The 22731-nt window shown below is 29.9% G+C and carries 21 protein-coding genes, 2 tRNA genes and 1 rRNA gene; 23 read left to right on the top strand and 1 reads right to left on the bottom strand.

The window, feature by feature from the left end:
* The 13 genes from rrf to disA all read left to right on the top strand — a co-directional run.
* Nucleotides 1-115 (top strand): 5S ribosomal RNA (rrf, locus tag IO99_RS15860); the annotation flags it as partial.
* A gap of 6 nt (nucleotides 116-121) precedes the next feature.
* Nucleotides 122-196: transfer RNA gene (locus IO99_RS15855), tRNA-Asn, on the top strand.
* Between the two features lie 320 nt (nucleotides 197-516).
* Entirely contained in the window at nucleotides 517-2595 is a 2079-nt protein-coding gene (gene fusA, locus IO99_RS15850) for an elongation factor G (protein WP_035135202.1), read from the top strand.
* 223 nt (nucleotides 2596-2818) lie between these two features.
* Complete coding sequence (locus IO99_RS15845; protein ID WP_035135200.1) at nucleotides 2819-3055, top strand: hypothetical protein; 237 nt, start codon at nucleotides 2819-2821, stop codon at nucleotides 3053-3055.
* Nucleotides 3015-3203, top strand: coding sequence for a hypothetical protein (locus IO99_RS15840; RefSeq protein ID WP_156964386.1), 189 nt, complete (start codon nucleotides 3015-3017; stop codon nucleotides 3201-3203). The genes IO99_RS15845 and IO99_RS15840 overlap by 41 nt, the downstream gene beginning before the upstream one ends.
* Nucleotides 3204-3425: 222 nt before the next feature.
* Nucleotides 3426-4064 (top strand): histidine phosphatase family protein, encoded by a 639-nt coding sequence (locus tag IO99_RS15835; protein WP_035135197.1) that lies wholly within the window; start codon nucleotides 3426-3428, stop codon nucleotides 4062-4064.
* Between the two features lie 28 nt (nucleotides 4065-4092).
* Nucleotides 4093-4827 (top strand): TraX family protein, encoded by a 735-nt coding sequence (locus tag IO99_RS15830; protein WP_035135194.1) that lies wholly within the window; start codon nucleotides 4093-4095, stop codon nucleotides 4825-4827.
* A 46-nt stretch (nucleotides 4828-4873) separates the two neighbouring features.
* Nucleotides 4874-6124, top strand: coding sequence for an aminopeptidase P family protein (locus tag IO99_RS15825; RefSeq protein WP_035135192.1), 1251 nt, complete (start codon nucleotides 4874-4876; stop codon nucleotides 6122-6124).
* Between the two features lie 172 nt (nucleotides 6125-6296).
* Nucleotides 6297-8039: an ABC transporter ATP-binding protein gene (locus IO99_RS15820; protein ID WP_035135190.1), complete on the top strand. Its 1743-nt coding sequence runs from the start codon at nucleotides 6297-6299 to the stop codon at nucleotides 8037-8039.
* A gap of 136 nt (nucleotides 8040-8175) precedes the next feature.
* Complete coding sequence (locus IO99_RS15815) at nucleotides 8176-8400, top strand: hypothetical protein (protein WP_035135188.1); 225 nt, start codon at nucleotides 8176-8178, stop codon at nucleotides 8398-8400.
* Between the two features lie 139 nt (nucleotides 8401-8539).
* On the top strand, nucleotides 8540-11017 hold the full coding sequence (locus tag IO99_RS15810; RefSeq protein ID WP_035135187.1) for an ATP-dependent Clp protease ATP-binding subunit: 2478 nt from the start codon (nucleotides 8540-8542) through the stop codon (nucleotides 11015-11017).
* Between the two features lie 209 nt (nucleotides 11018-11226).
* On the top strand, nucleotides 11227-12591 hold the full coding sequence (gene radA / locus IO99_RS15805; protein ID WP_035135185.1) for a DNA repair protein RadA: 1365 nt from the start codon (nucleotides 11227-11229) through the stop codon (nucleotides 12589-12591).
* Nucleotides 12592-12640: 49 nt separating this feature from the next.
* Nucleotides 12641-13705, top strand: coding sequence for a DNA integrity scanning diadenylate cyclase DisA (gene disA / locus IO99_RS15800; protein WP_035135183.1), 1065 nt, complete (start codon nucleotides 12641-12643; stop codon nucleotides 13703-13705).
* Between the two features lie 30 nt (nucleotides 13706-13735).
* Here disA and IO99_RS15795 read toward each other — a convergent pair whose 3' ends face one another.
* Nucleotides 13736-14164, bottom strand: a complete 429-nt coding sequence (locus IO99_RS15795; protein ID WP_035135181.1) for a nucleoside triphosphate pyrophosphohydrolase family protein — start codon at nucleotides 14162-14164, stop codon at nucleotides 13736-13738.
* Between the two features lie 359 nt (nucleotides 14165-14523).
* Here IO99_RS15795 and IO99_RS15790 point away from each other — a divergent pair, with 359 nt between their 5' ends.
* From IO99_RS15790 to IO99_RS15745, 10 genes are all read left to right on the top strand, one after another.
* Nucleotides 14524-15618 carry a PIN/TRAM domain-containing protein gene (locus IO99_RS15790; RefSeq protein WP_035135179.1) on the top strand — a complete coding sequence of 365 codons (1095 nt, stop codon included), beginning with the start codon at nucleotides 14524-14526 and terminating at the stop codon, nucleotides 15616-15618.
* A 65-nt stretch (nucleotides 15619-15683) separates the two neighbouring features.
* A complete protein-coding gene (gene ispD / locus IO99_RS15785; RefSeq protein WP_035135177.1) occupies nucleotides 15684-16391 on the top strand; it encodes a 2-C-methyl-D-erythritol 4-phosphate cytidylyltransferase in 708 nt (235 codons plus the stop codon).
* Between the two features lie 266 nt (nucleotides 16392-16657).
* A complete protein-coding gene (locus tag IO99_RS15780; RefSeq protein WP_035135175.1) occupies nucleotides 16658-18370 on the top strand; it encodes a proline--tRNA ligase in 1713 nt (570 codons plus the stop codon).
* Nucleotides 18371-18890: 520 nt separating this feature from the next.
* The gene (locus tag IO99_RS15775; RefSeq protein ID WP_035135173.1) at nucleotides 18891-19316 is read left to right on the top strand and encodes a Mini-ribonuclease 3; all 426 of its coding nucleotides are present in this window, start codon (nucleotides 18891-18893) and stop codon (nucleotides 19314-19316) included.
* Nucleotides 19300-20097: an FAD-dependent thymidylate synthase gene (gene thyX, locus IO99_RS15770; RefSeq protein WP_035135205.1), complete on the top strand. Its 798-nt coding sequence runs from the start codon at nucleotides 19300-19302 to the stop codon at nucleotides 20095-20097. Before IO99_RS15775 ends, thyX begins: the two co-directional genes overlap by 17 nt.
* A gap of 226 nt (nucleotides 20098-20323) precedes the next feature.
* Nucleotides 20324-21049: a 23S rRNA (guanosine(2251)-2'-O)-methyltransferase RlmB gene (gene rlmB / locus IO99_RS15765; protein WP_051824239.1), complete on the top strand. Its 726-nt coding sequence runs from the start codon at nucleotides 20324-20326 to the stop codon at nucleotides 21047-21049.
* 19 nt (nucleotides 21050-21068) lie between these two features.
* Nucleotides 21069-21578 carry an NYN domain-containing protein gene (locus IO99_RS15760; protein ID WP_035135170.1) on the top strand — a complete coding sequence of 170 codons (510 nt, stop codon included), beginning with the start codon at nucleotides 21069-21071 and terminating at the stop codon, nucleotides 21576-21578.
* 109 nt (nucleotides 21579-21687) lie between these two features.
* On the top strand, nucleotides 21688-22293 hold the full coding sequence (gene sigH, locus IO99_RS15755; RefSeq protein ID WP_051824237.1) for an RNA polymerase sporulation sigma factor SigH: 606 nt from the start codon (nucleotides 21688-21690) through the stop codon (nucleotides 22291-22293).
* 84 nt (nucleotides 22294-22377) lie between these two features.
* Nucleotides 22378-22453 (top strand) — tRNA-Thr (locus IO99_RS15750).
* Nucleotides 22454-22533: 80 nt separating this feature from the next.
* Nucleotides 22534-22731, top strand: a 198-nt coding sequence (locus IO99_RS15745) for a GTP-binding protein (protein WP_035135166.1), incomplete at its 3' end; no start/stop codon positions are given.

Here is a 22731-nt window from a genome sequence, read left to right as displayed (position 1 = left end):
GGTAATTATGCTTTTGATGGATACACCCGTTCCCATACCGAACACGAAGGTTAAGCATCAAGAGGCCGATAGTACTGCACGGGAAGCTGTGTGGGAGGGTAGGTTGTTGCCAGGTCAATGTTCCGCGATAGCTCAACGGTGGAGCACTCGGCTGTTAACCGATAGGTTGGAGGTTCGAATCCTCTTCGCGGAGCCATTTCTTATAATTATAAATTTTATGTAGATAATTTTGTTAATTATCTACTTTTTTATTGTTTTAAAAATAAAATGCTATCACTTCAAAAAAGTACAAACAGTGTTGTTATAAGATATTTTTATAAGGAAAGAATATTAGTTAATTTAAGAAATATAAATAGATATAAAGCTATATTATGGCTTTATTCTATTTATAATTGATTAAATATTATAAATATTCTAACATTTGGAGGAAATTTTGATAATGCATAGAATAAAATATATATTTAATACAATTTTATAAACTTAATACATCCAAATTTAATTTAGGGGGTACGCCTTATGAAAGAGTATAAAATTAATAATTTAAGAAATGTGGGAATAATTGGTCATAGTGGTTCGGGCAAAACAAGTTTGATGGAAAGTTTACTATATTACACTAAAGAGATTGATAGGATTGGAAAAATTGAGGATGGAACTACTGTAAGTGACTATGATGTAGAAGAAAAAAAGCGAGGAATATCTATTTCTACAGCTGTTGCTCATTGTGAATGGAAAGATGTTAAAATTAACTTAGTAGATATGCCAGGTTATTTTGATTTTGAAGGAGAAATAATTGAAGGACTAAGTGCTATCGATATGGCAATGATAACTGTGTGTGGAGTTGCAGGAATTGAGGTAGGAACAGAGAAGGCATGGAATTATGCAGTTGAGCGTAAATTACCTAGAGCTATATTTGTGAACAAATTAGACCGTGAGAATAGTAGCTTTGAAAAAGTTTTAGAGCAATTAAAAAATAAGTTTGGTATGTCTGTTGTGCCTATACAATACCCAATAGGAAAAGAAACAGAACTTAGGGGTATAGTAAATATTATATCTAATAGAGCTAGAATATTTAATCCTAAGACTCATACTATGGAAGAAGGAGAAATTCCAGAGGAGTTAAGAGATAAAGTGGAAGAGTGTAAACAAATGCTCATGGAAGCGGTAGCAGAAACTGATGAAGTTTTGCTAGATAAATATTTTAATGATGGGGAATTAAGTGAAGAAGATATATATCATGGGTTAATCAAAGGGTCATCTACAGGTGATATATGCCCTATAATGTGTGGTTCGGCTATAACAAGTATAGGAACTGAAACATTATTAGAAGATATAGTAGAATGTTTCCCATCTCCAATAGAGACTAATTTATATATGGCTAAAGATATTAAAAACAATGCATTTATAAATATAAAAATCAATGAAAAAGAACCATTTTCTGCATTGGTATTTAAGACAATAGTTGATCCATTCATTGGTAAATTATCTATGTTTAGAGTTATAACAGGATCTGCAAAATCAGATACTGTTGTATTCAATTCATCTAAAGAAAAAGACGAAAAACTTGGATCACTATATTTTATGAAAGGGAAAAAACAATATCCTACTACAGAAATAAAAGCTGGAGATATTGGAGCAGTTTCAAAATTACAATTTACTAGTACTGGAGATACCATATGCGCTTCAAACAGACCTATTGTATTTAATAGAATGAAATTTCCATTACCAGTATATTCTAGAGCTGTAATACCTAATACAAAGGGAGATGAAGATAAAATATCAAGTGGACTTTCAAAGTTATTGGAAGAAGATCCTACATTCTCAATATCAAGAGATATAGAAAATGCTGAAGTAGTAATTTCAGGTATCGGTACAACACATCTAGAAGTTTTAGTAAGTAAATTGAAAAATAAATTTGGGGCAGACGTAAGTCTTAGAATTCCTAAAACACCATATAGAGAAACAATCAAAAAAATTGCAGATGTACAGGGAAAACATAAGAAACAGTCAGGAGGACATGGACAATATGGAGATGTAAAGGTTAAATTTGAGCCTAGAAATGATGGAGAAGATGAATTAGAATTTGTTGATGCAGTAGTAGGAGGTGCTGTTCCTAGACAATATATACCAGCTGTAGAGAAGGGGCTTAGAGATTGTATACTTCATGGAGTACTTGCAGGATATCCAGTTATAAGATTAAAGGCAACATTGCATGATGGTTCATTCCATCCAGTAGATTCCTCAGAAATGGCATTCAAAATAGCATCTTCTTTAGCTTATAAGAAAGGTCTTCAAGAGGCAAATCCAATTCTTTTAGAACCGATAATGTACCTAGAGATAGATATTCCAGATGATTATATGGGAGATGTTATAGCTGATATAAATAAAAAACGTGGAAGAATACTAGGAATGGAGCCTGGATTAAAGGGGCAAAGAATAATAAGTGAAGTACCTCAAGCTGAATTGTATAACTATGCTACTGATTTAAGAAGTATAACAGGGGCTAGAGGAAGCTTTAGAAGTAGATTTGAAAGATATGAAGAAGTTCCAGGCGACTTAGTAGATAAAATTGTATCTGAAAATAAAAAGGAAGCATAAAAATAGTATAGATTTTGTGTAGATATTCTAATTTTATATAAATAGATAAACCTAGTGATAATAGAAATTTTATCACTGGGTTTATTTTTTGTGCAGTGGGTTAATATATAATTAATTACTTTTGGATATTTAATACTTCAAAGAATATATGACTTAAGTAATAATGTATAAAAATATGTGAACTTTAACAAACTATAAATAATTATATAATAGGGGGTTGTTTATGTCAGACTATAAAATGAATATATATGGACAGATTAGATTAAGCGATTATAGTTCTATTCATGACTATATGGGAATAATTGGACCGTTAGATAACTTCCAAATTGAGATGAGCGAAGCCAAAGTAGAAGATGCAAAAGTATTATGTAACATTTTGGAAAGTGATAAATTTGATATAGTTGAGAGAGGAGGAAGAAATGATGGTAAGTACTATATTCATGCCACAAAACGAAGATGAAAAATTATTAAAAGATGAATTTGGAATTGGAACTCATAAAATTGTTGAGCAAAACGATAATCTTATGCTACTAGATGAGTTGTTTCATGATACAAAAGTGTTACCTAATAGAATACAATTAGAGAAATTTGATATTTATAAGGATTAATGCGCTAGTATAATTAGTAGGTTTTAGATAGTATGCAAGTATGTAAGTTTTAAGAGGACTTACTATTTGCATATTTTTTTACTTATATAAAAATCTTAATATTCTTAGATATGAATTCAATGTATAAGCATAGAATTTAAATGTGATATATTTGCATATTTAGAGAAGTTATATTAAAATTGGTATATTAATAAGTTTTAATTTAGTGTAGGAGGAGAAGAAGTGACAACAACTGTATATTTAACTCGTCATGGACAAACTCAATGGAATGTAGAAGGGAGGATGCAAGGTTGGAATGACTCTCCTTTAACAGAGCTAGGAGTAAAACAAGCAGAATGGCTTGGAGAGAGATTAAAAGGAATTAATTTAGACAAGATATACTCAAGTTCTAGTGGTAGAGCCTATAAGACAGCAGAAATAATTAATGAAAATAAGAGTGTTGAACTTATAAGTCATGATGGACTAAGAGAATTGAAGTTAGGTAAATTCCAAGGATTGAACCAAGATGAAATAAAGAAAATGTATCCAGAGCAATATTATAATTATTGGAATAAACCAGAAATATATAAACCTGTAGGCGATGGAGAGACCATTGAAGAGCTCATTGAAAGAATTGATAAAGCAATTATGGAAATTATAGAAGAAAATACAGGAAAAAGTATTCTTATAGTTACACATACTATGCCTATAAAAGCATTACTTTGTAGTTTAGAAAATATCGATATAAGTAATTTTTGGATGGAGCCATACATAAAGCAGACAAGCCTTACAACTATAGAGTTTGATGATAAAATACATAAGATAGTGCAGTGTGCAGATATATCACACCATGAATATCAAGTGAAAGAATATAATGAATAGGAAGATAACATTGGGGGATTGTTAAGTTATGGATAGTTTCTCGCTTAAACTATTGGCCTGTGTAACTATGCTAATTGATCATACAGGAGCCATATTTTTTCCAGAGATAATGTTTTTTAGAATCATTGGAAGAGTGGCATTTCCTATATATGCATTTTTAATAACAGAGGGATATAGTAGGACTAAGAATATAAAAAGATATATGTTTAGGCTATTTATTTTAGCTATCATATCACAAATACCTTACATGCTAGCATTTGAGACTAAAGGACTAAATGTATTTTTTACACTTCTTTCAGGAATATTTATTATGATAATAATAGACAAAAAAGTTCATTATTACAAGTTAAAGCATGATATTAAGATATCCAAAGAAGTATTTGATATCTCTATATATATAATTAAATTTGTCATTATATTAGGAATACTATATATCTTAGAGAAATTTCAATCTGATTATGCAATATATGGAGTTTGTATCATATTATGCTTTAAGATGTTTAAAGAGAATTTTAAAAAATTAACCCTTTCTATGATAGGATTAAATTTTTTATATACTATACCATATTTAAAATATTTTATGGAACCATTTGGAGTAAACTTTAGAGTTTTTCTTCAAGCAACTTGCATTAATAGTTTATTTTTTATTTATCATTACAATGGGAGTGAAGGTAAAAAAGCACAATTGCTATTTTATGGGTTTTATCCAGTTCACTTATTAGTTTTAGTATTTATTAGATATATTCTAATAAATGGTATATAATAATTATTGGGGTTTATAGAAAATATTGATGAAAAGGGGATTAATTATGAATAAGATTTTTTTTGTTACTAACAGACAAAAGTTAGGGGATGTGCTTTCTCAAAATTCTATAGCTATCTTTTTTGCTGGACAAGCTCCTTATAAGTCTGCAGATGAGACTTATCCATTTACACCAAACAGAAACTTTTATTATTTAACCGGTATTGATGAAGAAAAAGTAATTATGGTGATGATAAATATTAATGGCAAAGTGTCAGAAATGTTATTTATACAAGAGAATGATCCTGTTATGGCTAAATGGGTTGGCGAAACAATAAGTGAAGATAGAGCAAAAGAAGTTTCAGGTATAGAGGATATTAAGTTTTTAAAAGATTTTGAAAGTATCATTGCAAGTTATTTTGATAGATTTAGTATTGATAATGTGTATTTAGATTTAGAAAGACAAGAATTTAATATTCCGCAAACATCATCTCAAAATTTTGCGGTAGATATTATGAAAAGATATCCATATGTAAGAGTTAAAAATGTATATCATGATATAGCTTTACTTAGAACTATAAAAAGAGAAGAAGAAATCGAATTAATTAAAAAAGCTATAGATATAACTTATGATGGGATAAAAGAAATATGGAGTAATGCTAAACCAGGCATGAAAGAGTATGAAATTGAAGCATATTTTAATTATATTTTAAAGAAAAATGGAGTTAAGGATTTTGCATTTCCAACTATTGCAGCCACTGGAAAGAATGCAACTATACTTCATTATGTAGATAATAATACTAAGACTGAAGATGGAGAGCTTATGCTTTTAGACTTAGGGGCACAATATAAATATTACAATGGGGATATAAGTAGAACTTTTCCTATCAATGGGAAGTTTTCAGAAAGACAAAAAGAAGTATATAATATTGTATTAGAAGCTAATGAAACTGTTATGAAAGCAGTAAAACCAGGAATTACTACTGGTGAATTACAAGACATAACTAAAAGAGTTCTTGCTCAGGGATGTAAGAGAATTGGCCTTATAAAGGAAGACTCAGAGTTAAATAAATACTACTATCATGGTGTAGCACATCCATTAGGATTAGATACCCATGATGTAGGACCGAGAAATATAGAGCTTAAACCAGGTATGATTATTACAGACGAGCCGGGACTTTATATAGAAGAAGAAGGTATAGGCGTTAGAATTGAAGATGATATTCTGGTTACAGAGGATGGTTATGTAAATCTTTCTGCTCATATAATTAAAAGTATAGAAGATATAGAAATGTTTATGAGTAAAAATAATGATTAATTTCTTAGCAGTGAAAGTTTTTTTGTTGAAGATTTATGTATATTAATTAAAGAGTATTTTAATAAGTTCATAGAGAATTTAAGCTTCAGTAGAAGGAGTTTTTCTGCTGGGGCTTAAAACATGTTTATAGAACAATTTTTTTAATTTTACTAGGAGATATGGAGGAATTTTAATGTTAAAGAGATTTATAACTTATTACAAACCACACAAAACTCTATTTATAATTGATATGATATGTGCATTTTTAGTAGCAGCCATGGATTTAGTATTTCCTATGTTTACAAATTACCTATTAAAGGATGCAATTCCTAATAAGAATCTAAGAACAATATTAATATTTACAATTGTCTTAGTATTATTGTATGTAGTTAAGCTTATAGCAAATTATATAATAGATTATTGGGGTCATGTAATGGGTGTAAGGCTTCAATATGATATGAGAAAAGAAGTTTTTGCCCATCTACAGACATTACCATTTAGCTATTTTGATGATAATAAGACTGGAAATATTATGTCACGTATTGTTAATGATCTAATGGATATTTCTGAGCTGGCGCATCATGGACCAGAAGATGTATTTATTTCAATAATAATGCTTATAGGATCCTTTGGGTTACTATGTGCTATAAATATAAAATTAACATTAATAATATTTGCTTGTATACCTATAATTATAATATTTACTATGACTAAGAGAATGAAAATGTCCAAGGCATTTTATGATGTTAGAAAGAAGATAGCTGTAGTTAATACTAAGCTAGAAAATAGTATATCAGGAATAAGAGTTGCTAAATCTTTTACTAATGAAGAATATGAAATGGAAAAGTTTGATGAAGGAAATACTCAATTTAGAACTAGTAGATCTTCTGCTTATAAATATATGGCAGAGTTCATGTCTGGAATGAGATTTTTTGTAGACATGCTAAATGTAGTTGTTTTAGGTTTTGGAGGTTACTTCGTATATAAAGGGGAATTAGGCGTAATTGATCTATCTACTTATTTTCTATATGTAGCATATTTTATGCAACCAATAAGAAGATTAACATCATTTGTGGAACAATATCAATCAGGTATGTCGGGATTTAAGCGTTTTGTAGAGTTAATGGATACTAAACCAGACATAGTAGATAGTGATAATGCAAGAGAATTTAAAGATGTACAAGGTGAAATTGAGTTTAAAAATGCTACCTTTAAATATGAAGGTAGTGAAGAAATATTATCTAATATAAATTTAAAAATAGAAAAAGGTAAGACTTTAGCATTAGTTGGACCATCTGGTGGTGGTAAAACAACTATTTGTCATTTAATTCCAAGATTTTACGAACTAAATAAAGGAAAAATTACCATTGATGGAGAAGATATTAAGGACATAACATTAAAGTCCTTGAGAAAAAACATAGGAATAGTACAGCAAGATGTATTTCTATTTACAGGAACTATAAAAGATAATATTCTCTATGGAAATCCTGAAGCTGACGATGATGAGGTTATTGAAGCAGCTAAAAATGCTAATATTCACGATTTTATCATGTCACTACCAGAAGGATATGAAACTTATGTAGGGGAAAGAGGAGTAAAATTATCTGGGGGTCAAAAGCAAAGAATATCTATTGCTAGAGTATTTTTAAAGAATCCGCCTATATTAATATTAGATGAGGCTACATCAGCTCTTGATAATACTTCAGAGCTTATAATTCAAAAATCTTTAGAAAAGTTATCTAAGGGAAGAACATCTATTATAGTTGCTCATAGACTATCAACTGTTAAAAATGCAGATGAGATTGTAGTATTAACAAATAAGGGAATAGTTGAAAAAGGTGCTCACAAAGAATTGATTAATAGTGGTGAAATTTATGCTAGGTTGTATAACTCACAGTTCAATGGATATTTTAATGATTCGGAATTAGAGTTCTAAAATTATTAATGATATATCTTTAATAATCCAATCATATTATGTTATTTATTTAAGTAAAAATCATATGATAATATGATTTTTACTTAAAATAATCTATTATATGAAATTAAAATTATTTATAATACTGGAGGAAAAGATGATTAGAAACAAAGAAAATATAGACAAACTATTAAATGATTTAAAGGAGTTTAGCTATGATAAAGATGGTGCTCTTATTGATGTAATTTTAAATGAAAATCTAAATGTTAAAATAAGATGTTATGAAGAAAAATGCATTAAAATAGAGTATTATGATTATGACAATGCTATATCTACTTTATACAAAGATAGAAAATATATAAATAAAGTGCTTTTCCAATAGGGAAGGTACTTTATTTATATACATTTTTAAAAAATATATTTTAGAAATAATTACAAATTATGGTTTGTCATTGCTGGAATTGGATAGACTAAATATTATAGTATTAGCATTTTGCTATATAGATAAAGGGGTTAGTGTAATGTTTAATAAATATAATGATAGAGCAAGACAAGCATTGATGTATGCTCACGGAGAAGCTAAAAGATTTAGACATGGATATGTAGGCACTGAACATGTATTATTAGGTATTGTGGAAGAGGGCGGCATAGCAGCTAAGGCTCTAGAAAATATGTGTGTTGATGAAATAAAGATTAAAGATAAAATAGAAAAATTAGTTGGCTATGGTGAGGATGAGATATATCCAGAAGAAATATATTTTACTCCTAGAACTAAAAAGCTGATGGAAGTTAGTTTAGTAGAAGCCAGAAATTTAAATGATAAATTTGTATCTCCGGAGCATATATTATTAGCTATACTTAAAGAAGAAGAGGGTGTAGCCTATACAATATTAGACAATTTAGGAACAAACTTCAATGAGTTGCTCGGAATGTTATCCTATAATAAAAAACAATGTGAAATATCATTAAGCAGTAATTCTGACTTTCATGACAGTAGAACTGAAATGAAAATAGAGGAGCCATACAAGTCTAAAAGAAATAAAACTCCAATGATTGATAAGTATGGGAAGGATTTAACTAGATATGCTAGTGAAAATAAGCTTGATCCAGTTATAGGAAGAGAAAGGGATACAGAAAGAGTTTTAGAAATATTATGTAGGAGGCTAAAAAATAATCCATGTTTAATTGGAGATCCTGGAGTGGGCAAGACAGCCATAGTTGAGGGATTAGCACAAAAAATTCAAAGTGATGATGTACCAGAAATGTTATTAAATAAGAGAGTAATCAGTATAGACATGGCTTCTATGGTTGCAGGAGCAAAGTATAGAGGAGAATTTGAAGATAGGTTAAAATCTTTAATGGATGAAGTTTGTAAGAGTGAGGATATTATTTTATTCATTGATGAAATTCATACTATAGTAGGAGCTGGTGGTGCGGAAGGTGCAATAGATGCTTCTAACATTTTAAAACCTGCCCTTGCAAGAGGTGAGCTTCAATGCATAGGAGCTACAACCGTAGATGAATATAGAAAGTATATTGAAAAGGATTCTGCTTTAGAAAGAAGATTTCAACCAATTATAATTGAAGAACCTTCTAAGGAAGATGCTATCCAAATACTTAAAGGGTTAAAGAATAAGTATGAAGAACATCATTCAATTAGAATTACAGATGAAGCTATAAGTGCAGCAGTAAATTTATCAGATAGATATATATCAAATAGATACCTACCAGATAAAGCAATAGATCTTTTAGATGAAGCAGGGGCTAAAAGTAGAATAGAAAATTTACAAAGAAATGAAGTTGGAATTTTGGAGCAGAAGCTTAAGAAAAAAATTGAAGAAAAATCACAAGCAATAGATATTCAAGATTTTGAAAAGGCAGCATCCATCAGAGATGAAGAATATGAATTAAGACAACAATTAAACTCTAGAAAAAGAACTTTAGTAGAAAGTAATGAAGAAATCAAGATAACGGTAGATGAGGCAGAGATTGCAAAAGTTTTATCAACATGGACTAAAATACCTTTAGAGAAACTTACATCTAAAGAAACTGATAGATTATTAAATTTAGAGAACATTCTTCATAAAAGAGTTATAGGTCAGGATGAAGCTATTGAAGCTATTTCAAAGGCCATAAGGAGATCAAGGGTAGGACTAAGAGATTGCAAGAGACCTATAGGGAGCTTTATATTTCTAGGACCAACAGGGGTAGGAAAAACTGAATTATCTAAAGCGCTTGCAGAAACTATGTTTGATGATGAAAATTCAATAATTAGAATAGATATGACGGAATATATGGAGAAACACTCTGTATCAAAGCTAATTGGTTCACCACCAGGTTATATAGGGTTTAATGAAGGAGGTCAATTAACAGAGAAAGTTAGGAGAAGTCCATATTCTGTAATACTATTTGATGAAATAGAAAAGGCACATGAAGATATATTTAATATTTTACTTCAGGTACTAGAAGATGGAAGACTTACGGATTCTAAGGGAAGGGTTGTAGATTTTAGGAATACTATAATTATAATGACTTCTAATGCAGGAGCATCTACTATAAAAAAACACCGTTCTATAGGATTTGAAAGATTATCTGATGATAAAAATTGTGATAATGAATATAAAAATATGAAAGAAATTATACTTGGAGAAATAAAGAATATCTTTAAGCCAGAACTTTTAAATAGAATTGACGATATAGTAGTATTCCATAAACTTAAAGATGAACACATAATTAAAATTGTTGATATAATCACAAATAATCTATGTGAAAGAGCTAAGCAAAATGATATTATATTAAGGTTTACAGATGAAGCTAAAACATTCATAAGTAAACAAAAAAGAGATAAAGAGTACGGAGCTAGACCCTTAAGAAGAATTATAACTGATATGATTGAGGATAGACTATCTGATGAGATTCTTAAAGGAAATTTCAAAAAGAGTGATATTATACAAATAACAGTTGAAAAAGATGCGTTGAAGTTTATTAAGTGTAGCTAATTACTTCATTGTGTTTAAACAAAAATGGGTATATAATTATGATAGGTATAATACCATATATTTTTAACCACTTTATATAAGTGGTTTTTTTATAGTTAAGAACAATATAATTTACTATATAAAATAATGGTTAAACTCATAGTATAATAAGTATTTTAATTAATAGTTAAGAAATAATAAATTAATATAAAAAATTTAAGGAGCAGATTATGGCAAAGATTAAAAAAGTATATATATGTAATGAGTGTGGCTATGAAGCTCCAAAGTGGTATGGAAAATGTCCTGGATGTAATAGCTGGAACACTATGGGAGAAGAAGTCAAAAGTGAAGCAGTAACTAATTTTAAAAGGTCAGTTACTATGTCTTCTGGAAATAAGCCAAAGAATATTACGGATGTAAAATCCAGTGAATATGAAAGGTTAGATACAGGAATTGGGGAATTAAATAGGGTTGTAGGTGGTGGACTTGTAAAGGGATCATTAACTTTAATATCTGGAGATCCTGGTATTGGTAAGTCTACTATATTGCTACAGAGTGCCAGTAATATTTCACTAAAGTATGGAAAGGTTCTGTATGTATCTGGAGAAGAGTCAGAAGAGCAAATAAAAATGAGAGCAGAACGTCTGAAAGCTACAGGAAAAGAGCTTTATGTGGTATCGGAAACCAACATAGATATTATAGAAGAGCATATAACTGAAATGGAGCCAAGGTTTATAATAATAGATTCTATTCAAACATTATATAAACCAACTATTTCGTCTGCTCCAGGGAGTGTATCTCAGGTAAGAGAATGTACTAATGATTTAATGAGAATAGGAAAGACAAAGAATATTCCATTATTTATTGTTGCCCATGTAACTAAACAAGGAGAATTGGCTGGACCAAGAGTTCTTGAACATATGGTGGATACAGTTCTATATTTTGAGGGAGAGCGAACACAAGAGTTTAGAATATTAAGAACCATAAAAAATCGTTTTGGAACTACTAGTGAAATTGGTGTGTTTGAAATGAGAGAAAGTGGTCTTGAGGAAGTAAATGATGCATCTTCAGTATTTTTGCAAGAAAAATCTATGCAACAGGAAGGATCAGTAGTCATTGGGATAGTTGAAGGAACTAGACCTATTTTAGTAGAAATTCAAGCCTTAGCAAGTGAAACTAAAGCTCCGATGCCACGTAGAACTGCAGTAGGTGTTGATAACCAGAGATTAAGTTTGATATTAGCGGTATTAGAAAAAAAATTAAGAGTTCCTTTTTATAACAGTGATGTGTATGTTAACGTGGTAGGTGGACTTAACATTGACGGTACATATGGAGATTTAGGAATAGTTTTAGCGTTAATATCTAGTGTCAAAGCAAAGGAAATTAAAATAGAAAATTTATTAATTATAGGAGAAGTAGGGTTAACTGGAGAAGTTAGGCCTATAGCGCATGCAGAGAAAATTATAAATGAAGCAATAAAGATGGGCTTTACTAATGTAATACTACCAAATAAAAATAAAGCAAAAATAACTAATAAGGGAATAAATTTAATTGGAGTGGATACAGTTAGAGAAGCGGTGTCAAAGATTTTTTAATAATATATAAGAGGACAGTAAATTGTTAAATTAATAATGGAGGAAAATAATGAGGGAACAAGAGCAAAAAGAACTTATGGAAATACTAAAAATTATGTCCCCGGGAACCCTACTGAGGGAAGGATTAGATAATATATTAAGAGCTAAAACTGGAGGATTAATAGTATTAAGTGATAGTAATGCCATATTAGATATGGTAGATGGAGGATTTTCAATAAAATCAGAATATACTCCAGCATATATATATGAACTAGCAAAGATGGATGGAGCTATAGTTATAAGTAGTGACTTAAAGAGGATATTATACGCTAATACACAGCTGATGCCCAATCCATCTATAACTACTCAAGAAACTGGAACTAGACATAGAACAGCTCAAAGGGTTGCAAAGGAAACTGGTGATATAGTAGTAGCGATATCTCAAAGAAGGAATATAATCACCGTATATAAAGATGATATAAAATATGTCCTTAGAGAAAGCAGTGATGTATTAGCTAAGGCTAATCAAGCTATTCAAACCTTAGAAAAATATCAGTTAGTTTTAGAAAGAGTAATAAGTAATCTAAACTTACTGGAGTTACAAGATTTATCAACCCTTTTAGATGTAGTCACAGCAATACAGAGAAATGAAATGGTTATGAGAATAGTTTGTGAGATAGAAACGTACATATGTGAGTTGGGGAATGAAGGTAGACTTATATCTATGCAATTAGGAGAATTAATCAAGGGCGTTGAACAAGAAGGAGTATTTCTTGTGAGAGACTATTGTAGTGATGCTGAAAAATATCTTGATGTTTATAGGAATATAGAAAAGTTATCAGCTATAGAGTTATTGGATCTTGATATGATAGCTAAGGTATTAGGATATGGTGGGGTTCCTTTAGTGGATAATTTAATATCTACAAAAGGATATAGAATATTAAATAAAATACCTAGATTACCATCGGCAATTATAGAAAATCTAATAAAACATTTCGGAGAGCTTCAAGTGATAATGAAAGCATCTTATGATGAATTAGATTTAGTTGATGGGGTAGGAGAAGCAAGAGCTAAAACCATTAAAAATGGTCTAAGAAGATTAAAAGAGCAATTTATATTAGATAAACAAATATAGCACAAAGCAATTAAGTTTGTGCTATATTTGTTATCTTAAATTAATTTTATCGAATGTAGTTATGTTTTTGTATTCAGTTAAGAGTACATCATATAAGTTTATATCTAAACTATTGCATAAGGAAGTTATATAGAATAAGTGATTGCCTATTTCTCGTTCGATGATTTTACGGCAATTATCACATAGCTCTCCTTGTATATGGGAACTAAGAGGTATTTCTAAATCATCTAAGGTTAATTTATCTATGGTGTTTTCCTTATCATCGTTCAATGAATAATTTATACCCTGTTTTTCAGCTTTAATTTTAACACAACCGCAACTAGTAACAGCTTTTACTACGGATCTGTTAACTCTACTTTCAGATTCCTGCAATTTGCTTAGTATGTCAAGTATACTTTTATGTCTTAATAAAGAACTATCTACAGAATTTTGAAATTCATCAAATATTAGATCCTTCATAACTTTCACTCCTTTATAAATAAAGTTACTTACTTGGAATACCTTTATTTATATAATATATCAATATTACTATTATTCATAGGGGGTAATTTTACTGTTAACAATTTATTTTATGTGAAGAAGTAGAAAATGTGAGTATTGACAAATATTTTTATATTGAAAATTGTTTGTTAATTGTTAATTGAGAATATCAAATATTTTAAATGTTAATATTATATATAGTTAATCAAATTTTAGTTAATATTCTAATAATCCATTGAAATGTAATTAATGATAATATATATTTAATTTAGTAGGATATTATGGAGAAAATTTGTAAATAATCACAATATAGGTTAAAAAATTAAGGAGGTGCTGTGGTGTTAAAGAAAATATTAAGGGCTTTGTTTACCTTAATAGGAGGAACATTAGGATATGTTTTAGGTTCATGGGGAAATTCTACGGAACTTTTACCTAAGTTAGGAATAAACAATACAGGTTTTATTTCAATAATATTTGTTGTATTATGTATTATTTTTATTGGACTTATATTTTATTTTATTTCACCTTTTATAAACTCAGGAATTGTTAAAGCTATGGAATACTTAGAAAGGTCTGCTCAAAAGATTCCAATAGTAGATATTGTATTTGCAGGTATAGGAGCTTTAATTGGACTTATAATATCAGTATTATTATCTACACTTATTAGAGTGGATTCGATAATAATAACCATAATATCTGTAATTGTTACGGTAATAATTACTGTTTTATTTGCAGATATATGCGTAAGAAAAAAAGATGAAATTATACATGTGTTTACAAGCTTTAAAAAGCCTGGAACTAATAAGGATTCTAAGATAAAGAATGTTGGAGATAAGCTAAGCCCTAAGGTGTTAGACACATCAGTAATAATTGACGGAAGAATATTTGATATATGTCAAAGTGGTTTTATTGAAAGTACTTTAGTAATTCCTACTTTTGTTTTAGATGAGCTTAGACATATTGCAGATTCCTCAGATTCTTTAAAAAGGACAAAAGGAAGAAGGGGATTAGATATACTTAATAAAATACAGAAAGAGTTAAGTATAGATGTAGAAATATGGGAAGGCGATTTTGAAGATATTAAGGAAGTAGATGTTAAATTACTTAAACTTGCTCAAGTATTGAATGGAAAGGTAATTACTAATGATTATAACTTAAATAAAGTTGCAGAACTTCAGGGAGTACCTGTATTAAATATTAATGAGTTGGCAAATGCTGTAAAACCTGTTTTATTACCAGGAGAAGTTATGAAAACACAGGTAATTAAAGATGGAAAAGAGTCAGGTCAAGGGGTTGCATATTTAGATGATGGAACTATGATTGTCATTGAAGAAGGTAGAAAATATATTGGTGAAAATATATTTGTAGTAGTTACTTCAGTACTTCAAACAGCAGCAGGAAGAATGATATTTGCAAAACCAAAGGAACAATAGTTTTTTATTAAGAAAAATTAAGTGCTAATTTATCATTAGTTTAAGGTTAATTTATTGGAGGAATTATGAGAAAAAATACAGCGATAATATTGGCTGCAGGACAAGGAAAAAGAATGGGATCAAATGTAAACAAGCAGTTTTTGACCTTGGCAGAAAAACCAGTATTATATCATACTATAAAGGCTTTTTCTGACAATAAAAATATAGATGATATTATAGTTCTGTGTGCAGAAGATGAGATGGAGTACTGTAAAAAGAATATAATTGAAAAATATGACCTTAAAAAAGTTAGAGCTTTAGTAAAAGGTGGTAAGGAAAGACAAGACTCTGTATACAATGGATTAAAGGCAATAGAACCTTGTGACATAGTATTAATCCACGATGGAGCGAGACCATTTGTTACTGAGAATATAATAAATGATGGCATTAAGAATGCTGAAAAATATGGTGCATGTACTTGTGGAGTTAAATCAAAGGACACTATAAAAATTAAGGATAAAGAAGGGTTTGCCAAGGAAACCTTAAATAGAGAGGATACTTTTATAGTTCAAACGCCTCAGTGTTTTAAGTATGATATTATATTATTCTGCCATGAAAAATTAAGAAAGACTAAAGAGCAAGTTACTGATGATGCTATGATTGTTGAAAAATTTGATAGAAAAGTATATCTTTATGAGGGTAGTTATTTAAATATAAAGCTTACAACTCCAGAAGATATGATAATTGGAGAAAATATTTTAAAAAATAAATATAAATATGTAGGCAATATTTAAATATGTATGATATAATGATATTTATTAAAATTTAATATTAATATGTGATGAGGAAGAATAGTAGAAACATACCCACAGAGAGAAAATTCACCGGCTGAAAGATTTTCACACGTTTTGAACCTGCTTCTGAGCAGTAGTTTTAACTACCGGCATGAGCCGTTATAAAATGAAGTACAAATTTTAGGTGGTACCGCGATAGAATTCGCCCTAATTAGGGTGGGTTCTATTTTTTTTATTAATAAATATAATTACGAGGTGAATGGAAGATGAAGTTATCAAAGATGTTAATAAGTACACTAAGAGAAGTTCCAGGTGAAGCAGAGATAGCAAGCCATCAACTTATGTTAAGAGCTGGAATGATAAGAAAATCAGCTACAGGAATATACACTTTCATGCCAAATGGAGTTAGAGTGTTAAAAAATGTAGAAAATATAGTTAGAGAAGAAATGGATAGAGCAGGCGCTCAAGAATTTTTAGCTTCTGCACTTATACCAGCAAATCTATGGCAAGAATCTGGAAGATGGGATGTAATGGGATCAGAGATGATTAGGCTTAAAGATCGAAATGGAAGAGATTTTTGTCTTGGACCAACTCATGAAGAAGTATTTACAGATTTAGCGAGAAATGAAATTAAATCTTATAAACAATTACCATTAAATCTTTATCAAATTCAAACCAAATATAGAGATGAGAGAAGACCTAGATTTGGAGTTATGAGATCAAGAGAATTCATAATGAAAGATGCATATAGTTTTGATAAAGATAATGAAGGATTAGATATATCTTACATGAAGATGTATGAAGCATATAATAAGATATTTACTAGATGTGATTTAGAATTTAGCGCTGTTGAAGCAGATTCAGGAGCTATGGGAGGATCAGGTTCAGCAGAGTTTATGGTTAAATCTGATATAGGAGAGGATGAAATAGCTTTCTGTACTGGTTGTAATTATGCTGCGAATACAGAAAAGGCTACATCTAAACTGGAAGATGTAGAGAAAGAAGAAGAAAAGGAATTAAATAAGATAGCAACTCCAGATGTAAGAACTATAGAAGAGTTAGTAACTTTCTTTAATACTAGTAACAAGAAGTTTGCAAAGACTCTAATATATAAAGCTGATGGTAAAGTTGTGGCAGTAATGGTTAGAGGAGATAGAAGCTTAAATGAAACTAAGGTTTCTAATGCATTAGGTGGAATTATGGAATTAGAAATGGCCGATGCAGAAACTGTCTTAAAGGCTACATCAGCAGAAATAGGATTTGCTGGTCCAATTGGATTACAAGTAGATACACTACTTGTAGATGAAGAAGTTACTAGAATGAGTAATTTTATAGTTGGAGCTAATGATACAGGATATCACTATGAAAATGTAAATTATGAAAGAGATTTTGACGGCATAGTAGGAGATTATAAACTCGTAGCAGAGGGGGATATGTGTCCTAAATGTGGAAGCCCAATAAATATTAGAAGAGGGGTAGAAGTTGGACATATATTTAAGCTTGGAACTAAGTATTCAGAATCTATGGGAGCTAACTATTTAGATGAAAATGGTAAAGAGAAACCTCTAGTAATGGGATGTTATGGAATTGGTATTAACAGGACTGTAGCAGCTATAATTGAACAGCATCATGATGAAAATGGAATCCTTTGGCCAATGGCTGTTGCACCATATAAAGTAATAGTAATGCCTGCTAATGTTAAAAATGAAGAACAAATGAATAGAGCGGAGAAAATCTATGAGGAGCTTAAAACTAGAGGAGTAGATGTACTTTTAGATGATAGAAATGAAAGAGTTGGAGTTAAGTTTAAGGATGCTGACTTAATTGGAATTCCAATAAGAGTAACAGTAGGTAAAAAAGTAGTTGAAGATATAGTTGAATTTAAGTTAAGAAAAAATCAAGATATTGAAGAAGTAAATATAGAAGATGTAGTAGGCAGAATAGAGAAAGAGTTTTTAGAAAATAGTTTAAAATTTTAGTCATTTGTTATAAAGTAAATTATTTCATTGTAAGTAAATAGGACTGTATTAATAAAATATAGTCCTATTTTACTATAATTTTTGAAATTGGTTTTTAGAAAGCTCTGTGGTTAATCGAAGTGATAAAATTTGGAGAAAATTTATATTTTCATATAATATATATTGAACTATTTATATATGCTAATAGGAAACTATATAAATATGTTAATAGGAAACTATATAAATATATAACTAGTTAACTAGTTGTTGTGTACTCAAGGGGTTCAGAGGTTTTGTTACTTTGAAAGAAGTGAAAATAGCCAATGATATTCTATCACTGCAATTTTCAATAGAGCCTATTAGAAATAGAAGAAAAAGATTAAGACAGTGAATAATTAGGGCTCTTAATAACTATATTTTTTAATAATTCATTAATAATAATTGTATTAGGAGAAAGTTAGATTTGACTATGAAATCTTGAAAATATATAATTATTATGTTTAATTATTATAATAGGATTTATCTCATTAAGGAGAAAAATATGGAATTTGATTTATTGAAAGAAAAATTTAGTGCAAAAGAAGCACATTTAATAAACCCATTAACTCTTGCATTTATAGGTGATGCTGTGTATGAAGTGTTTATAAGAACCTATTTATTAGGCGAAAATAAATCATTGAAAGTACAGCAGTTGCATTTAAAAACTGTTAATTTTGTTAAAGCAAAATCACAGAGCAATTATGCAAAATTAATTTTAGATATGTTTGACGAAGAGGAAATATCAGTTTTTAAGAGAGGAAGAAATACTAAATCTAGTGCTCCTAAGAATGCAGATGTTGGTGATTATAGATGGGCAACAGGATTTGAAGCTGTAATAGGATATTTGTACATTTCAGGAAAGAATGACAGATTAAATTATTTGCTTAATAAAATTATTGAAATGAGTGATAATAATGATAAAAGTTAAACTTATGGAGTTTACTCCAAATCCAGAAAAAGTAGTAGCTGCAGCAGCTAAATTATGTTATAGTTCAGTAGGAATTGAGGAAATAACAGAAGGATTAGATGAAGAAACCACAAGTAAATTTATAAAAATGTTGAATAGTTATGGTCATAACTCTCCAGTTGAACATGTAAGTTTTACTTTTGGTATTGAGGGCGTATCCAGAAGCTTAACACATCAATTGGTTAGACATAGAGTTGCTTCTTATTCTCAGCAAAGTCAAAGATATGTTAAGTTAGATGCTTTTGAATATATAATTCCACCATCTATAGCAAAAGATGAAAAGTGTAAGGCTATCTTCGTAGAGGCGATGAAAAAAGATCAGGAAGACTATGATAAATTAGTTGAAGTGCTTAAAGCTTCTAATTTAGATGTATATATTAATGAGCATAAAGCAAGAAAAAAATGTGAAGAAATCACAGAAAAAGAGATGAAATCATTAAAGTCTAAAGCGGAAAAAAGTGCTATTGAGGATGCTAGATATATATTTCCTAATGCATGTGCAACTAAAATTGTAGTTACAATGAATGCTAGAGAGCTTATGCATTTCTTTAGTCATAGATGCTGTATGAGAGCTCAATGGGAAATAAGGGATTTAGCAGATGCTATGCTTAAGGAAGTAAAAAAAGTAGCACCAAATTTATTTGAAGGATGCGGTCCTAGTTGTGTAAAAGGAAGTTGTTCAGAAGGGTCTATGACTTGTGGTAATGCTATAGAAATAAGAAATAAGTACTTATCTATATAAAATGTAAATTTATATAGAAATAGATGATAGGAGTGATATAAGGATGGAAGATAAAAGACAAGGTAGTAAAAATGCTAGACCTAAACGTATAGGGAAAAATAGAAGAGATAATAATAGATTTGTAGGTGATGTAAATAGTGAAAGAAGAAATAATCAATCCTACAGAAATGAAAATATTCATAGCAATATAAAAGTTGAAAATTTCAATACAACCTCAAGAGAAGATATGATTGAAGGTAGAAATGCAGTTATTGAAGCTCTAAAATCTGATAGAACAATAGAATATATAATGATAGCACAAGGAGATACTAAAGGATCCATAAGTGTAATTACAGCATTAGCTAAAGAAAAATCTGTAGTAGTTAAATATGTGGATAGAGCAAAACTAGATGGTATAAGTGAAACCGCTGCACATCAAGGGGTAATTGCAATAGTAACTCCATATAATTATTGTGGTATAGTAGATATAATTAATAACGCTAAGGAAAGAGAAGAAGATCCCTTTATATTAGTATTAGATGAAATTGAAGATCCTCATAACTTTGGGTCTATAATAAGAATAGCAGAAGTTTGTGGAGTACATGGGATAATAATTCCAAAAAGAAAAAATGTAGGAGTTACACCTACTGTTTATAAAACTTCAGCTGGGGCTACAGAATACATAAAAATTGCTAAAGTTACAAATATAAATGTAGCTATAGATGAACTAAAGGAATCTGGTATATGGGTATATGGAGCAGATATGCATGGGACTCAATACTGCTATGATTCGGACTTAAAAGGACCTATAGCTTTAGTTATAGGAAGTGAAGGGAAAGGTATTTCAAAGCTAACTAAATCAAAGTGCGATGTGTTGGTTAAAATACCTATGGTAGGAAAGGTTAATTCATTAAATGCATCAGTAGCATGTGGAATGATAGCATATGAAATATTAAAACAAAGATTGAAGTAGAAGTAAATGGGGTATAGAGTTGAAGCAAATTTTTGTGGATGGGTATAATGTAATTAATAGCTGGCCAGAATTAAATACTATAAAGGACTATAGTTACGAAGCTGCAAGAAATAAGCTTATTGACTTACTTCTTAACTATGCAGCCTTTAAAGGGTGCAGAATAACACTGGTATTTGATGCACATATGGTAAAGGGAAGTATAGAAAAAAAGGATAGAAAAGGAAATTTGACTATAGTTTTTACAAAGCATGATGAAACTGCGGATAGTTATATAGAGAGGACTGTAAATCATATAGGGAGAAAATCAGAGGTCTATGTTGTAACATCTGATTCTCTAGAGCAACAGTTAATATTTCAAAGAGGTGCTAATAGAGTATCGTCTATAGAGTTTTACAGTTGGATTGAGGAAACAAACAGAAAGATATCTAGGCAGTGTGAGAACAAGAGTTTTCATAATAGAAATCTTTTTGAGGAGGCCATAGATAAAGAAGTGGCAGAAAAGCTAGAAAAGATAAGAAGAAGTAGATAATATATCTTGACTATCTAAATTTTGTTAATGTATAATTCTAGTTAGGGTCATTTATGCTTTGGGGGGGATATTGTTGGGAAATACAAGTGGCAATGATGAGTTAAACTCCATGTTTACGGGTAAAAAAGATGAAGATATAGTAGCTCTGGCTAAGACGGGAAACAATAGAGCCCTAGAATATCTTCTTTGTAAATATCAGAACTTTGTGAAAGCTAAAGCAAAATCATATTTTTTGATTGGTGCTGATAAAGAAGATATATATCAAGAAGGTATGATTGGTTTATTTAAAGCTATAAGAGATTTTAAGGATGATAAGTTAGCATCTTTTAAGGTTTTTGCAGAATTGTGTATAACAAGACAGATAATCACTGCTGTAAAAACTGCCACAAGACAAAAACATATTCCGCTGAATACTTATATATCACTGAATAAGCCTATATATGACGAAGAATCAGATAGAACTCTATTAGATATATTATCAGGTATAAGGGTATCTGATCCCGAAGAATTGATAATAGATAGAGAAGAGATGGAGAACATAGAAAGTAAGATACAAGAAGTATTGTCAGGCTTAGAAATGGAAGTTTTGAATTCTTATCTTGATGGTAAATCTTATCAAGAAATTGCCAGTGATTTAGATAGGCAAGCAAAATCTATTGATAATGCACTTCAGAGAGTAAAACGTAAACTTGAAAAGTGTTTAGAACAAAGATGAAATCGTATTGACAAACAAAAAAAAAATCATTTATAATAAGGAACTGACAAAAATATTTTAAAATAAATACATTATGTATTGAATGCTCATATAGCTCAGTAGGTAGAGCGTCACCTTGGTAAGGTGGAGGTCACCGGTTCAATCCCGGTTATGAGCTCCAGTTATTTTGCAACACACGTGGATAAGTTTACATTAAAAAAGTGAAAATAAAAATGTTTTCTAATTAAGGAGGAATAAGAAATGGCAAAGGAAAAATTTGAAAGAAGCAAACCGCACGTTAATATTGGAACAATAGGACACGTAGACCACGGTAAGACAACATTAACAGCAGCAATAACAACAGTATTAGCAAGTAGAGGATATGCAGAAGCATTCAACTATGCTGATATAGATAAAGCACCAGAAGAGAAGGAAAGAGGAATCACAATCAATACATCA

This window comes from Clostridium sulfidigenes (genome assembly GCF_000732635.1).
In the GTDB taxonomy this organism is placed as follows: domain Bacteria; phylum Bacillota; class Clostridia; order Clostridiales; family Clostridiaceae; genus Clostridium_J; species Clostridium_J sulfidigenes.
The sequence above is the reverse complement of the archived record's forward strand: the minus strand, read 5'-3'. Positions and strand labels throughout refer to the sequence as shown.

Coding starts and splice junctions, on each gene's coding strand:
- fusA (WP_035135202.1), top strand. CDS start 517: ATGAAAGAGTATAAAATTAATAATTTAAGAAATGTGGGAATAATTGGT.
- IO99_RS15845 (WP_035135200.1), top strand. CDS start 2,819: ATGTCAGACTATAAAATGAATATATATGGACAGATTAGATTAAGCGAT.
- IO99_RS15840 (WP_156964386.1), top strand. CDS start 3,015: ATGATGGTAAGTACTATATTCATGCCACAAAACGAAGATGAAAAATTA.
- IO99_RS15830 (WP_035135194.1), top strand. CDS start 4,093: ATGGATAGTTTCTCGCTTAAACTATTGGCCTGTGTAACTATGCTAATT.
- IO99_RS15825 (WP_035135192.1), top strand. CDS start 4,874: ATGAATAAGATTTTTTTTGTTACTAACAGACAAAAGTTAGGGGATGTG.
- IO99_RS15820 (WP_035135190.1), top strand. CDS start 6,297: ATGTTAAAGAGATTTATAACTTATTACAAACCACACAAAACTCTATTT.
- IO99_RS15815 (WP_035135188.1), top strand. CDS start 8,176: ATGATTAGAAACAAAGAAAATATAGACAAACTATTAAATGATTTAAAG.
- IO99_RS15810 (WP_035135187.1), top strand. CDS start 8,540: ATGTTTAATAAATATAATGATAGAGCAAGACAAGCATTGATGTATGCT.
- radA (WP_035135185.1), top strand. CDS start 11,227: ATGGCAAAGATTAAAAAAGTATATATATGTAATGAGTGTGGCTATGAA.
- disA (WP_035135183.1), top strand. CDS start 12,641: ATGAGGGAACAAGAGCAAAAAGAACTTATGGAAATACTAAAAATTATG.
- IO99_RS15795 (WP_035135181.1), bottom strand. CDS start 14,164: ATGAAGGATCTAATATTTGATGAATTTCAAAATTCTGTAGATAGTTCT.
- ispD (WP_035135177.1), top strand. CDS start 15,684: ATGAGAAAAAATACAGCGATAATATTGGCTGCAGGACAAGGAAAAAGA.
- IO99_RS15780 (WP_035135175.1), top strand. CDS start 16,658: ATGAAGTTATCAAAGATGTTAATAAGTACACTAAGAGAAGTTCCAGGT.
- IO99_RS15775 (WP_035135173.1), top strand. CDS start 18,891: ATGGAATTTGATTTATTGAAAGAAAAATTTAGTGCAAAAGAAGCACAT.
- rlmB (WP_051824239.1), top strand. CDS start 20,324: ATGATTGAAGGTAGAAATGCAGTTATTGAAGCTCTAAAATCTGATAGA.
- sigH (WP_051824237.1), top strand. CDS start 21,688: ATGTTTACGGGTAAAAAAGATGAAGATATAGTAGCTCTGGCTAAGACG.